Source organism: Eubacterium sp. 3_1_31 (genome assembly GCF_964249515.1).
Taxonomy (GTDB): domain Bacteria; phylum Bacillota_I; class Bacilli_A; order Erysipelotrichales; family Erysipelotrichaceae; genus Longicatena; species Longicatena caecimuris.
The window spans coordinates 1-12,766 of record NZ_CAXUBY010000063.1 but is presented as its reverse complement, the minus strand read 5'-3'; the positions used below and the strand labels follow the sequence as shown (position 1 = coordinate 12,766).

Sequence of the window (12,766 nt, the reverse complement as noted above, 5' to 3'; positions counted from 1 at the left end):
ACGCTTGATAGCGAAAATATAAGAAGATAGACCTAGATATGTGAGGTTTACCACAAAAGCAAAATGCCCGTAGAGCCGATAAAATAAGGCTTTGCGGACATTTAAGAAGATATAAAAAGATAGTTAAAAAGATATATATAATTTATAGAAATTCTTAATATAATTACTTATGTCAAGATATATAAGATATGAAAAGTGAGGAATCAATATGTTTTTCAGAAAGAAAAGGGAAGAAAAAGAGAGTAAAGAAATCGTTTCACCATTGAACGGTAAATTGTTTCCAATCGAAACGGTGCAAGATGATGTTTTTGCACAGCAGATGATGGGGCAAACAATCGCTTTAGAACCATTAAAAGGAAAAGATACACTGATATCTCCAGCTGATGGTGTTTTAGAAGTGATGTATCCAACAGGACATGCATATGCCGTGAAGATGAAAAATGGTATGGGATTATTGATACATATCGGTATTGATACGGTTGAATTAAATGGTGAAGGATTCACAGTATTAGCGAAACAAGGGGAGAAAATAAAAATGGGTCAACCAATTGTTGATGTTGATTTCGACACTTTGAAGGCAAAAGGTTTTGATGTAAGTGTTATGCTGATTGTTACACAGAACCCAGGTGGTGAACCCATTGCGTTTAAACAAAACATGACTGTGAATGCTATGGAAAGCTTAGTACTGTAAATTATAAAATGATGAAGAGTGTGTAATCTTATCCATTAGGTGGTTACATACTCTTTTTCTATTTCATCATTAAAAAAACGCTATCTTTGCTATATCCTGCATAGGATTAAATTTGATACGAGAAAACCAGATTCGTGTTGCCAATACACTTCTTACTATATGATAGCGATAATATTCGGCTTCTTTTAAAGCATCACACTAAAAATTCCGGTCTAAAGATAGCTGCATCTTTACGATCAACGATATGTGTACGATGCGCCTGATATACCTTTATGCGGCATTGTCGCATATATTCAGGGAAATTTTCCCAATTTTCTAAAGCTGCATTTTTTGATAGTTTTTCTTCCAGCATATGCGCCTGGATGATACAGCTATCAGGTTCTTTTTCTTTTGAAATGCTAATTAACAGATTAGTGACATCTTCATATCGACGCCAAAGTGCTTTAGTTGCCTGTAAACGAGTGTAAGGGAAGATAATACAGTTAGCAATATAGGCAAGTATTGCACCGGCAAGTATATAACCTAATCGAATTATAAACATATCGAAGTTTGCTTGAAAACCAAAGGCGGACATAAATACAGCACCGCCAAGCGCACCGATTGTAGAACAGGTGAAGGTTGCGGCATAGTCATGAAAATAGAAAGAAGCGTAACCGGATAACATCATCGCAGCCATGCGGCTGATTGGTGAAGCAAACAAACTGTATATGAGAACGGAGGCAAGACCGCCTAGCAAGGTTGCCAAGATACGCTTCTTCATTTTGACAGGTACATCATCAGCATAAGGAAGAGAAACAGAAGCCAGTGTAAATAGAAGCCATTTCCCATGTGGTAATGAAAACCATAGTACAAACAGCGTTGCCAAAGATAATACAAGAGCAATACGTAAAGTATAAACAAAACGCACAGAACTAAAATTGCAGGCAGTGATCAGCCTGTTTTTTAAGGAAAGCGAGGATCTTTGCCAATGCTTTTGACTGCCTGGATCACTCATATGCAATAAGCGATCACGAATATATAATAGAATGTGATAAAACAGGTGATTCTTTTTGTCATCATCAAAATCACAAACATCCAGCTTTGGTAGTTCAGTGATACTTCCTTGAATAAAGGCATCAAATGAAGAAAGCTGTGTATCAATCTGTTGTAAAAGAAGTCGCTCATGATCATGTAAAGGTGTATCCAATTCCTGTATCAATACATTCAAATGCTCTAAGCCACGGCCTGCATCAATCAAAGAAAAACTTGCATCCGATACGCAAAGTACCTTTTTACGGCGATCATAAATAATCTTACTTAAAGCATGGAGCTTATGATGCATATGATTCAAGTTGTCATTGGGCATATCATCTGATAAAGTGAGCTGTATTTGTTCCTTGATATGATGGATCATATCGCAAAGAATATCTTGCGCATTGTTTTTTATTTTTTTCCTTCCCATGATCCATTGATAGGCAATGATGGAAAACGCGCCGGCGACCATGGCTAAGATTCTGCGTGGTAATCTTTAGAAATTGGAGAACAGAATCCATTATCAAATATTTTCATAATAGTTTGCTAACAAGAACTAGGGTAGAAATAGAGTTTGTACAAAAATATGTAAAGAATATGCATATAATGTATTCTGAAAATGTTTTCCAAATGAATGATTACCAAATATATAGGTATATAGATACTCCACCAATTGATTATTGTGATCTTAATATGTTTTTTCTTGATTATTTTCCTGAATTATTATCTGAGTATCATCAATTAGTGTTAAAATATCATGGTGATGATACAGATTCGTGTTATGTTTATTCAAAACTTATGCTCTATCTTTTATCAAAAAATATAAATGATAGACTGGTACAGTCAAAGATTTTAAAATTTTTTCATAAGGTGATTGAATTGCCAGATATGGATGAGGGTATTTCACCTAGAGGAGTTATAATGGGAAATGGAACTGGCGTTATTTCTCAGCTTGAAATGCATGATTTTAACTTTGACATTAGGATGCTATAGAAAGCTTTGTTCAATATTTAACCTGGAGTAGATTATCTTAAATCATTGAGATTATAAAGTAGTAGTGGTAAGAATGGGAAGTGGTCTTTATGGAACATTTGAAGCAAAGCATAAACAACCAATTACTTGAAGATGATTGGAGATTGCAAGGACAAGAATCATATCTGAACGGTAAAACATTGTATTGGCGTAATTATTCAGAAAAAAGTCAATTAAATGATCATGACCATTGTGATTTTTGTACCGATGAGATAAGTGATTTACCGGATACGTGGCATGCAGGTTATAGTCTGCTTGATGAACCGCATGCGACGATATGTCAAAAATGTTATGAAGATTTCAAAAAAATTTTTCATTGGAAAGCAATGTCAAGAGATCATTTTATTCATGTAATTAAGCCTAAAATTATACAAAGGATGAAAGTAAACAATCTATTTAATCATTACTTAGAATGTGGTATGCAGCCTTTGATAACAATGAAATGGAATGGTGATTTACTTATTGAATTTGGAGTCGGGGAGAAAGCAATCGTTCTTGATACAGGGCTGAATATAAAGAAGTTTGGTGATGTTATCGATGAAGAAAATTAATTTACAGAAACTATCACTATTTAATATAGGGTGTGGTTTTGGAGTATCTGAAACGAGGATAATACAGGTATATGAAAGGCGGATATATATGAAAAAGCGTATTCTAATTTCGATTTGTGCATTTATTTTATGTTTTACTGGAGGTTGCGCTAATGATAACTCTGAGGGAAATAAAAATGAATTGGGAAATTATATTACTTTTCAAAAAGTTAGCACAGCTAAAAATATTGAAATAATGAAAGATGTTACCATAAATATTACAGCAACTGAACATGGGGGACATCTCAGAATAGAAAATGGTAAAAATCTTTTCCCTAGTAACGATGGCGAATTATTAGGTGTAATTGCGAAAGTGAACAATCAAAGTAATTCCAGTATTAATATAAAAAATTTTTTGAATTGTAAAGAGGGCTCTGTTTTTATGGTGGATGAGAACTATTATCCAGTATCAAATTATCATGTTGAAGGAAATGCTAAAGATGGTATTATACAACCAAATGAAGAAAAGACAGTATATATTTATACAGAGGTTCCTTTTAATACTGTTACTGATCAAAGCTTGCTTGAAGTGTATTTAACATATGGAAAAGAAACAAAACCATTCTGTGCGATTAATGAAGAGGATTTGAATGGAAATACTACCCAAAATGGTTTTCACTTTCAATTGCAATGGTCTACTTTAGCAGATGATATGTGGTAGTTTTACATAATCGTGAGTATAATGAGAATTTGTTTACATATTTGTTTTAAGGATGACTATGGACATATTGATAATAAAACACCATCCTTTACATATCACAACATAAAGATAAAAAGGTACACGATGTAAGTTCAGACTTTTATCTTACTTGTGTAATTATCAAAAGGTTAATAAGAGGATGGATGAATTCATATCTTTATAAACAAAACAATGAAGTGATGATATGTCAGAAAGGGGCTTAGCAAAATGAAGAATATAGATAAATACAGAGGCTGCCTTGTCGGTGGTGCATCCGGAGATGCGTTAGGCTATGCTGTCGAGTTCTATCAGGAAGATTTTATATTTAAAAAATACGGTGAAAACGGTATTACAGAATATGATCTTATAAATGGTATTGCTCATATTTCTGATGACACACAAATGACACTTTTTACTGCTAATGGTTTATTACTTGGGACAACAAGAGGTATGACTCGTGGAATCATGCAAGCTTATCCGAGTTATATTGCTTCCTGTTATAAGGATTGGCTTAAAACACAGTTGGAATGTTATCCGTTAAAAGAACATTTATCCTATTCGTGGCTTGTTAATGTGCCGGAATTATTTAATCGCCGTGCTCCTGGAAACACTTGTATATCAGCGATTGAAAATGGAGCAAATGGAACAATAGATGAACCAATAAATCAGAGTAAGGGTAGTGGAGGAATTATGCGTGTTGCTCCTATTGGGCTATATTTTGATGGAAAGAAGTATACAAGTGATGAGATTGCTATGATTGGGGCAGAAACAGCAGCTTTAACGCATGGACACGAACTTGGCTATATTCCTGCAGCTGCTTTGGTGCACATCCTTCACTTGATTTCTCATAATGAGGACATTTCTCTGCTTGATGCAGTGATGGATACAAAGAAGGCTCTGTTGCGTTTATTTGCCGACAAGACACATCTGAAAGATCTAATTTTGTTGATAGATAGAGCAGTTGCATTGGCAAATAAGAATTTAGATGATTTAGAAGCTATAAGAGAACTTGGACAGGGTTGGGTAGCTGAGGAAACACTTGCAATTGCGATTTATTGTTCGCTAAAATATTCTGATGATTTTGATAAAGCGATAATTGCATCGGTCAACCACAGCGGTGACAGTGACTCAACCGGTTCAGTAACTGGTAATATCATGGGTGCTTATCTTGGTTACAAAAGCATTCCTCAGAAGTATATAAGAAATCTTGAACTTGTAAATGTGATAATGGAAATTGCAGATGATCTTTATAATGATTGTAAGATAACAGAATATGGTTCTTATCACGATGAAATATGGGAACAGAAGTATATTAAAAAAACTTATGTGCCGAGTAAAACAAGCTCTGAAGAATAACAAATTCCGTCATGCTGGACGAAAAACAAGCGTGGGATGAAAACAAATTTCGTTGTATTAACAAAACTTTCAGCAATGGAAAGATAAGGTCAAGAAACGGCAAATTAAAACGTCTATATTATTGGAACGTAATGAACTTCTATTTATAAACTGTAAGAATATCAAAATGGAGTATAAGCTGAAGCTTAGAAGATATATGAAGCAATGTAAAGCTTTATGTTGATAACGAAAAAGTAAATGGATACAGGCAAAAAAAACCGTTAGTAGAAAAACGGCTTTTGGTTTAAAATTAATCTCAAAAATTAAGTAATAAGCAAGTTGCTTTACAATACTATCGTTTTCATCACAAAACTTGTAAATGCTAGGATGCATATGAATTTCATAACAGTTTAGAAAAGTGAAGGAACATCTCGCCTATTAATAAAGAAAAAAACATAAAAGCATAAAAGACGATGATCAATCAATAGTTTTACAGCTAAAGAAAAATTATCATTTAGAAACAATTTTATGATTGGAAAACCATAATCTATATAATATTCTTAAGTGCCGTTTTTAAGGTTTCGACAGCTTCATCAAAACTTCTCACAAAATAGCCATGCTTCAAAATTGCCCCAAGAACATAATGATTCATGCCGTAAGTAGGAACATCATAGCGATTCGCTGACTGCAAACGGATATCACTGTTAATCCCAATGATGATTTTTGTATGTGATTTTATGGCAATTCCTAATTCTACCATAACACCAGCATCTTCATTTGTTAGATCTGCAATAAAGATATCACAGTCTTCGACAGCTTTTGTGTCACCATCATAAATTTCTTCAGGTGTTGGAAGCGACTGCTTATTCTCATTAAATGGTTGGTCAATCGGATTAAAGATATCCAACTGTGGAAAAGTTGCTCTTAAGATTTCCCCTTCTTTTTTACGCTGTGCGACTTCTGCCTCATTAAACAAGGAACCGGCAACATAAACTTTTAACATATATATATTCTCCTTTACATCTATTAGGATTATACAGGCAGGTAAGAGAATTTTCAACTATTGGGTTTAGATAACAACGGAAGAATTTATACAAAGGGGTTTTATTAAACGATTTTCCATAACAAGTTCACAGAGCGGCAATTTTTTTATAATTTCTCCTCAATGTTCTTCCATATTTATTTATAATCTCCCGCATTCCTTTCTGTACGCTTTTAAATTACAAAAAATTCAGAAATTCTACTATGTTCAAGCGAAAGATAACTTGCTATAATAATGAAGAATTTAGAAAAGGGATGAATGAGTTGAGAAGAAGTTATGAAATTGATATGTGTCATGGCCCACTCTTCTCACGACTGATTGTTTTCGCAATACCACTAATTTTATCAGGTATTTTACAACTGCTCTTTAATGCAGCCGATATTATCGTCGTGGGAAGATTTACCGGAAGCCATGCTTTAGCAGCGGTTGGTTCTACCAGTTCGCTGATTAACCTGTTAGTCAATCTGTTTATTGGTGTTTCCGTTGGAGCGAATGTTTTACTAGGCCGCTATTATGGTGCGCAAGATTATAAGAATGCATCAGAAACGGTCCATACAGCAATGGTAACGGCTATTGTGGGTGGTGTGATTATGATCATAGCAGGAGTTTTATTAGCACGACCTCTGCTGGAAATGATGGGAACACCACAAGATGTCTTATCGCTTTCTGTGCTATACATGCGTATTTACTTTATCGGTATGCCGGCATTTATGGTATATAATTTCGGAGCTGCTTTATTACGAGCTTTAGGGGATACCAAACGTCCGCTTTATTTCTTAACAGTTGCTGGTGTTGTTAATGTTATTTTTAATTTGTTTTTTGTCATCGTTTTACATATGGGAGTTGCCGGTGTTGCGCTTGCGACAATTATTGCACAGGCAATATCTGCTGGTTTAATATTACTAAGCTTAGAAAAATCAGAAGGTGTTTTGCATTTACGGCTAAAGGAATTATCTTTCCATAAAGATAAGCTGTTTGGTATGTTACGGGTAGGACTTCCTGCCGGCTTACAGGGAGTTATCTTTAATATCTCCAATGTGCTGATACAATCTTCTATTAACTCATTTGGCTCTGTGGTTATGGCAGGAAACACTGCTGCCAGCAATATCGAAGGCTTTGTGTATACTTCCATGAATGCCGTATATCAGACATCACTTAGCTTTACCAGTCAGAATTATGGGGCTAAGCAATACCACCGTATTGATAAGATTCTGTTGCAATGTTTAGGCATTGTTACCTTTGTCGGTTTGTTTATGGGAATAGGAGCATTTTTACTGGGACATCCATTATTAAGCATCTATTCTTCCAGTGAAGAAGTCATACAATATGGAATAGCACGATTGAGCGTGGTAAGTGCCAGTTATTTCTTATGTGGTATTATGGATGTCTTTGTGGGAAGTTTACGAGGAATAGGATATTCAATCATGCCGATGTTGGTATCGTTAGCTGGGGCTTGTCTATTCCGAATCATTTGGATCTTTACCATCTTTCAGGTAGAGCATACGCAGTTTTCTTTATATGTGTCCTATCCTATTTCTTGGATGCTTACCATCAGTGCACATCTTATTTGCTACCTGCTAGTGCGTAAAAAAGCTTTTGCGAAATAAGGATGAAATAGATTCTATAGAAGTAAGAAGGAAAGAATACGACAACTGTTGGTGATGCAGGGAACTCGTATTCTTTTTTTGTATTCAAAGGGAAGGTTATCTTACTTACACAATTTCTCTTCGCTGTAGCCGAAGAATACTACACATAGTGCAGTTCCGATAATGTTTAAAGCTTTTCTCATAATGGTTTTCCTCCTAATGTATCTTACATCTAAAGTTTATCTCATTATTTCGTAACTGTCGTTGGATTCAGCTTACGAATGACTTACACTTTTGTTAGATTCCCTTTTCTTTTCATTGCGTATTCCTGTATAATGAGAAAAGAAAGAAAAAGGTGAAATTATGCAATTTAAAGAATTCGCATTACATACAGATATCTTAAAAGCATTAGAAAAACTACATTATGAACAAGTATTACCGATACAGGAACAGGTGATACCGGAAATCTTAAAAGGAAGAGATGTCATTGTCCGTTCACGAACAGGTAGTGGAAAGACAGCTTCCTTTGCCATTCCTATCGTGCAAGAGCTGATATGGGAGGAAAGGGAACCGCAGGCAATTATCCTGACGCCAACAAGAGAATTGGCGCTGCAGATCAAAGAGGACTTTGATAATATTGGTGCTTATCGTCGTATCAAAACGGTTGCCATCTTTGGGAAACAACCTTATAAGTTTCAAATACAGGATTTGAAACAGCGTGCACATGTAGTGGTGGGAACACCGGGTAGAATATTGGATCATTTAGAAAGAGAAACTTTGAAGACTGGTCATATACGCTATGTCATAATTGATGAAGCGGATGAAATGTTGAATATGGGTTTTATAGAAAGTGTTCAAAGCATATTTAACTATTTCCCAGGGAATAAAATAACTTGTCTATTTTCCGCAACGATGCCGCAACTGATACAAGAACTGGCGGAAGGGTTTATGAAAGAGCCAAAGCTGATTACGTTATCGGAAGAAACCACAGTAAACGCGGCAATCACACACTATGCATATGAAGTGAAAGAGAAACAAAAGTTGTCATTTCTTAAACAACTGTTATGCAAAGAACAACCAGCGTCTTGTATCATTTTTGCTCGTACGCAAGAGGGTGTTAAGACCATTTGTGATGAACTTTATGCATTGGATATGTGTGTGGATAAGCTTCATGGCGGTATGTTGCAGGAGGATCGTATAGGGAATATTCGCGATTTTAAAAAAGGAAAGATTCGCATTCTTGTCGCAACAGATGTAGCAGCCAGAGGTATTGATGTACAGGATATTTCCCATATTATCAATTATGATATGCCGAATCAAAAAGAGACCTATTTGCATCGTATCGGAAGAACCGGTCGCCAAAGTGCCAATGGTGTTGCCATAACTTTTATCAATGAATATGATGGAGAGCGCAAAGCTGAACTTGAAGAATATTTGGGGTACACTTTAGAAATACGTGAAAAGGATGAAGTGCGCAAACAAGAAGTTAAGAAAGAAACTATCGAGCCTTTGACAAAACCATTTGCCTTACGAGAAGATAAGGGAAAAGAAGTGCATAAAGATACTATGAAGTTGTATCTGAATGGCGGTAAGACAAAAAAGATTCGTGCAGGAGACATCGTTGGGGCAATTTGTGAGATTCAGGGGGTAAGTGCTGAGGATATTGGAGTGATTCAGATTCAAGATAATCAATCTTATGTGGATATTTTAAATGGGAAAGGTAAGCAGGTGTTAAAAGCTTTACAGCAAGGTACAATTAAAGGTAAGAAATTGAAAGTACAAAAAGCAAAGGAATAAGGGAAGTAACTATATGTTTTTAAAATTATAACGGCAATCAAGGATTGACATTTGTTTAACCATAAACGATAAAGACTCTGATGAGTTAACAAATCAGAGTTTTTTTCATATATACACATAGAAGCTAAGAAATATGCATATACTGCTATAGAGGTGTATGCATTTTGCGAAAAGAAACATTGGAACAGGAATTTGCCTATCATGAAACAAATGGTAAAAAACCATATTTCGAAGGCTGGTATTATAAAATTCAGACATCTGAAGTCAGCGTAGGTGTCATTGTCGGCATTCATTATGAGAAGGGAATACGAAATGGCTTTATTCAAGTTTTAGATACGTATCGCAATATCTCCGATTATCTAGTATTTCCTGATGAAGATATTCATATTGAAGAGCATAAAATAAAGTTTAAAGAAAATGAATTTACTCGTCATTATCTTCACTTTCATGATGAAGAGAAACAACTGCACATGGATGTTCAGTTCCACCAACAGCATCATCTGCATGGCAATATCTACATGCCAACCATCATGGGACCATTTTCTTATATGGAGATGGAATGCACGCATGCAATCATCAGTCTGCATCATCGCTGTGACGGAAAGCTTTTAATTCAGGGGAAAGCGTTTGATGCTAAGGGTATTGGCTATATAGAAAAGGATAGGGGAACGTCCTTTCCGAAACGTTATCTTTGGTATCAATCAAATTCCTGCAGGAAAAAGGAAAGTTGTTTTTTTCTATCCATTGCAGATATTCCTATAAAACAGTTAGAATTCCAAGGAATCATTTGTGTCTTGATGTTGCAAGGAAAACAGAAGCGTTTTGCGACCTATTTGGGTGCGAAAGTTACCCATATGGAAATGATGCGTAAAAAAGAAGGTGTTCATGCCTTTCTTCATATGAAACAAGGTTCTTATGAATTGGATATTCATTTGCTGTATCGTGATGTTTGTTCCTTGAAAGCACCTGTAAGTGGAATCATGTGTAAGACGGTAAAAGAGAGCTTAAATAGTATTGCGAAAGTGATTATTTATCATCATCATAAAATTATTGAAAAACAGATATTTCAAAAAGGTGGATGTGAGATTAGCGGATATTATGGCTAATACATCTGCTTTTTTTGTGGGTGATTTGCGATTTATTCAGTATGAGTTGACATTCCTTGCAAAGTGACGTATCCTTTTCGCAAGGAGAATTTTTTATGACAAGTAGTATACAAACAAATCACTTATATTTTGCTTACGATGAAGAGGATACCCTACAGGATATCAATATTACAATTGAAGGAAAAAACGGATGTATTTTATTAGCAGGAACGAATGGTAGTGGAAAAAGTACATTATTAAATGTTCTCTGTGGCTTTTTGATTCCATATCGCGGAACGTTGGAAAGAACCATGCCAATTGCTTATTTACCTTTCGAAAGTCCACTTTTCCCACAACTTACCGTAAAGGAAAATTTGCGTTATTTTTACCGCTGTTATAACGGTGAGGATATATCATTCAAGATGGATGCGGTAATGGAAGTGTTAAATGCTTTGCATATTGATTATTTAGAACAGCGTTTAATGAAATGCAGCTCAGGGCAAAAACAAAAAGTAGCAATTGCCATTATCTTATTAAGTAAAGCACCGATCATCTTTATGGATGAACCCTTTGTTGCTATAGATGCGCAAAGTAGTGCAGCAGCTATCGACTTAATCAAGCAACAAAGTAAAGAACGCCTTTTTGTTATAACATCACATACCTTAGAGGCGACACGTTCCCTTATTACACGTTTAATTCACTTAGTGGATGGACAAATACAAGTAGATACTAAAGATCAAAAAGAAATTACAGCGTATTATCAGCGCACGTTGGAGAATTACTTATGATGATGTTGGAATTAGTAAGGTTATTACGTACATCAAAATGGAAATATTTAATCTTCATCATCATTGTAAGCATTGCTTATAAACAGCTTATTTATACCGAAACCGGCACATCCATGGGAATCGCACAGCTGCTACCGATCATGCCTACTTTATTGTCACAAACAGCCATGCATTTATCTATTGCCATATTGCCGTCGTTCCTCTGTATTTATTTGCTATATGATATTGCTTATCAAGAAGAAACGATTAGTACATGGGAAAGTATCTTGCCTTGCAGAAAGATTGCTAGAAAACGTATCTTGCAAAAAGAGCTGATGCTGCTTTTCCTGCAATGCGTATGCTTGCTTCCTTCTCTCATAATTTTTTATCTTTTCACCGGCACCCTGTCTAAGACATTTTTCTTGATTCTGTTTAGTATTGCCTTCCTTTATTTTTTAGGCTTTCATATCAGCTGTTATGTTACCAGTAATGGCTTTTTGTGTATCGCAGGTGGTGTGGCAATCATAAATGTATGGAAAACTTGCATGCCTTTGTTTCTTCTTATTTGTATATGCAATCTAGGTGAATGGTCAGCTCTTCTTGTGCAATATGCTTACGGTATAATTGGTACCTGTGTGATTGTTTATGGCATCTTGTTATTGATGGGAGAGCGGTTACTGTTAAGGAAACTACAAAGAGAAATGGTATTAAAAAAGTTGCTGAATGGTTATCATGTAACACAAGGTGAACTCTTAGCTAATCGATATCTATCCTTGTTGGATATAGGAATGCAATTTATCTTTCATAGAAGAAACACGCATACAGTACATTACTGGAGAGCTTGTGCGGCATGGGAAGTTACTTTGAAACAGCATGTATTTGTTATATTTTTTATGCTATTTAGTGTTGTTTATGGTATAGCACAGAAAACTTATCTTATGTTTCTTGGTACGGTTTGCGCCATGCTGTTATTGCTTTATTACTATTATAAAGAAAAGCAACGTATTACCAAGATATATATTTTACCCACAACAAAAATTACATATAAAAAATAGGATATCACTTAGTATCCTATTTTTCATGTGTGGCGGGCATGCCACATATCTAGGGTGAAAATCCCTCGGGGCGTAGTTATCGACGAACCCAAGAGC

Annotated in this window: 12 protein-coding genes; 10 read left to right on the top strand and 2 right to left on the bottom strand. The window is 35.4% G+C overall.

From position 1 onward, the window contains the following. The first annotated feature begins 208 nt into the window (after nucleotides 1–208). The gene (locus tag ACESSZ_RS15470; protein ID WP_499842886.1) at nucleotides 209–691 is read left to right on the top strand and encodes a PTS sugar transporter subunit IIA; all 483 of its coding nucleotides are present in this window, start codon (nucleotides 209–211) and stop codon (nucleotides 689–691) included. 193 nt (nucleotides 692–884) lie between these two features. Here the strand turns inward: ACESSZ_RS15470 and ACESSZ_RS15465 are convergent, their stop codons facing one another. Then, nucleotides 885–2,174 carry an FUSC family protein gene (locus tag ACESSZ_RS15465; RefSeq protein WP_331866682.1) on the bottom strand — a complete coding sequence of 430 codons (1,290 nt, stop codon included), beginning with the start codon at nucleotides 2,172–2,174 and terminating at the stop codon, nucleotides 885–887. 158 nt (nucleotides 2,175–2,332) lie between these two features. Here ACESSZ_RS15465 and ACESSZ_RS15460 point away from each other — a divergent pair, with 158 nt between their 5' ends. From ACESSZ_RS15460 to ACESSZ_RS15445, 4 genes are all read left to right on the top strand, one after another. Then, nucleotides 2,333–2,695 carry a hypothetical protein gene (locus ACESSZ_RS15460; protein WP_331866683.1) on the top strand — a complete coding sequence of 121 codons (363 nt, stop codon included), beginning with the start codon at nucleotides 2,333–2,335 and terminating at the stop codon, nucleotides 2,693–2,695. An 89-nt stretch (nucleotides 2,696–2,784) separates the two neighbouring features. Further along, nucleotides 2,785–3,285 carry a hypothetical protein gene (locus ACESSZ_RS15455; RefSeq protein WP_132225222.1) on the top strand — a complete coding sequence of 167 codons (501 nt, stop codon included), beginning with the start codon at nucleotides 2,785–2,787 and terminating at the stop codon, nucleotides 3,283–3,285. Between the two features lie 88 nt (nucleotides 3,286–3,373). Further along, nucleotides 3,374–3,985 carry a hypothetical protein gene (locus ACESSZ_RS15450; RefSeq protein ID WP_008691043.1) on the top strand — a complete coding sequence of 204 codons (612 nt, stop codon included), beginning with the start codon at nucleotides 3,374–3,376 and terminating at the stop codon, nucleotides 3,983–3,985. A 246-nt stretch (nucleotides 3,986–4,231) separates the two neighbouring features. Continuing rightward, on the top strand, nucleotides 4,232–5,359 hold the full coding sequence (locus ACESSZ_RS15445; RefSeq protein WP_331866684.1) for an ADP-ribosylglycohydrolase family protein: 1,128 nt from the start codon (nucleotides 4,232–4,234) through the stop codon (nucleotides 5,357–5,359). 526 nt (nucleotides 5,360–5,885) lie between these two features. Here the strand turns inward: ACESSZ_RS15445 and ACESSZ_RS15440 are convergent. Further along, a complete protein-coding gene (locus tag ACESSZ_RS15440) occupies nucleotides 5,886–6,341 on the bottom strand; it encodes a nucleoside 2-deoxyribosyltransferase (RefSeq protein ID WP_117547744.1) in 456 nt (151 codons plus the stop codon). A gap of 293 nt (nucleotides 6,342–6,634) precedes the next feature. Between ACESSZ_RS15440 and ACESSZ_RS15435 the strand changes: the two genes are divergently transcribed. From ACESSZ_RS15435 to ACESSZ_RS15415, 5 genes are all read left to right on the top strand, one after another. Further along, nucleotides 6,635–7,987 carry an MATE family efflux transporter gene (locus tag ACESSZ_RS15435; RefSeq protein WP_499842887.1) on the top strand — a complete coding sequence of 451 codons (1,353 nt, stop codon included), beginning with the start codon at nucleotides 6,635–6,637 and terminating at the stop codon, nucleotides 7,985–7,987. A gap of 342 nt (nucleotides 7,988–8,329) precedes the next feature. Next, entirely contained in the window at nucleotides 8,330–9,763 is a 1,434-nt protein-coding gene (locus ACESSZ_RS15430; protein WP_331866686.1) for a DEAD/DEAH box helicase, read from the top strand. Between the two features lie 164 nt (nucleotides 9,764–9,927). Continuing rightward, nucleotides 9,928–10,869: a hypothetical protein gene (locus ACESSZ_RS15425; RefSeq protein ID WP_270373251.1), complete on the top strand. Its 942-nt coding sequence runs from the start codon at nucleotides 9,928–9,930 to the stop codon at nucleotides 10,867–10,869. 95 nt (nucleotides 10,870–10,964) lie between these two features. Next, the gene (locus ACESSZ_RS15420) at nucleotides 10,965–11,636 is read left to right on the top strand and encodes an ATP-binding cassette domain-containing protein (RefSeq protein WP_331866687.1); all 672 of its coding nucleotides are present in this window, start codon (nucleotides 10,965–10,967) and stop codon (nucleotides 11,634–11,636) included. Then, nucleotides 11,633–12,670 carry a hypothetical protein gene (locus ACESSZ_RS15415; protein WP_331866688.1) on the top strand — a complete coding sequence of 346 codons (1,038 nt, stop codon included), beginning with the start codon at nucleotides 11,633–11,635 and terminating at the stop codon, nucleotides 12,668–12,670. The genes ACESSZ_RS15420 and ACESSZ_RS15415 overlap by 4 nt, the downstream gene beginning before the upstream one ends. Nucleotides 12,671–12,766: the final 96 nt, after the last annotated feature.

Bases quoted from the DNA above. Each gene is read 5' to 3' on its own strand.
- ACESSZ_RS15470 (WP_499842886.1), top strand. From the start codon at position 209: ATGTTTTTCAGAAAGAAAAGGGAAGAAAAAGAGAGTAAAGAAATCGTT.
- ACESSZ_RS15465 (WP_331866682.1), bottom strand. From the start codon at position 2,174: ATGGTCGCCGGCGCGTTTTCCATCATTGCCTATCAATGGATCATGGGA.
- ACESSZ_RS15460 (WP_331866683.1), top strand. From the start codon at position 2,333: ATGAATGATTACCAAATATATAGGTATATAGATACTCCACCAATTGAT.
- ACESSZ_RS15455 (WP_132225222.1), top strand. From the start codon at position 2,785: ATGGAACATTTGAAGCAAAGCATAAACAACCAATTACTTGAAGATGAT.
- ACESSZ_RS15450 (WP_008691043.1), top strand. From the start codon at position 3,374: ATGAAAAAGCGTATTCTAATTTCGATTTGTGCATTTATTTTATGTTTT.
- ACESSZ_RS15445 (WP_331866684.1), top strand. From the start codon at position 4,232: ATGAAGAATATAGATAAATACAGAGGCTGCCTTGTCGGTGGTGCATCC.
- ACESSZ_RS15440 (WP_117547744.1), bottom strand. From the start codon at position 6,341: ATGTTAAAAGTTTATGTTGCCGGTTCCTTGTTTAATGAGGCAGAAGTC.
- ACESSZ_RS15435 (WP_499842887.1), top strand. From the start codon at position 6,635: ATGAATGAGTTGAGAAGAAGTTATGAAATTGATATGTGTCATGGCCCA.
- ACESSZ_RS15430 (WP_331866686.1), top strand. From the start codon at position 8,330: ATGCAATTTAAAGAATTCGCATTACATACAGATATCTTAAAAGCATTA.
- ACESSZ_RS15420 (WP_331866687.1), top strand. From the start codon at position 10,965: ATGACAAGTAGTATACAAACAAATCACTTATATTTTGCTTACGATGAA.
- ACESSZ_RS15415 (WP_331866688.1), top strand. From the start codon at position 11,633: ATGATGATGTTGGAATTAGTAAGGTTATTACGTACATCAAAATGGAAA.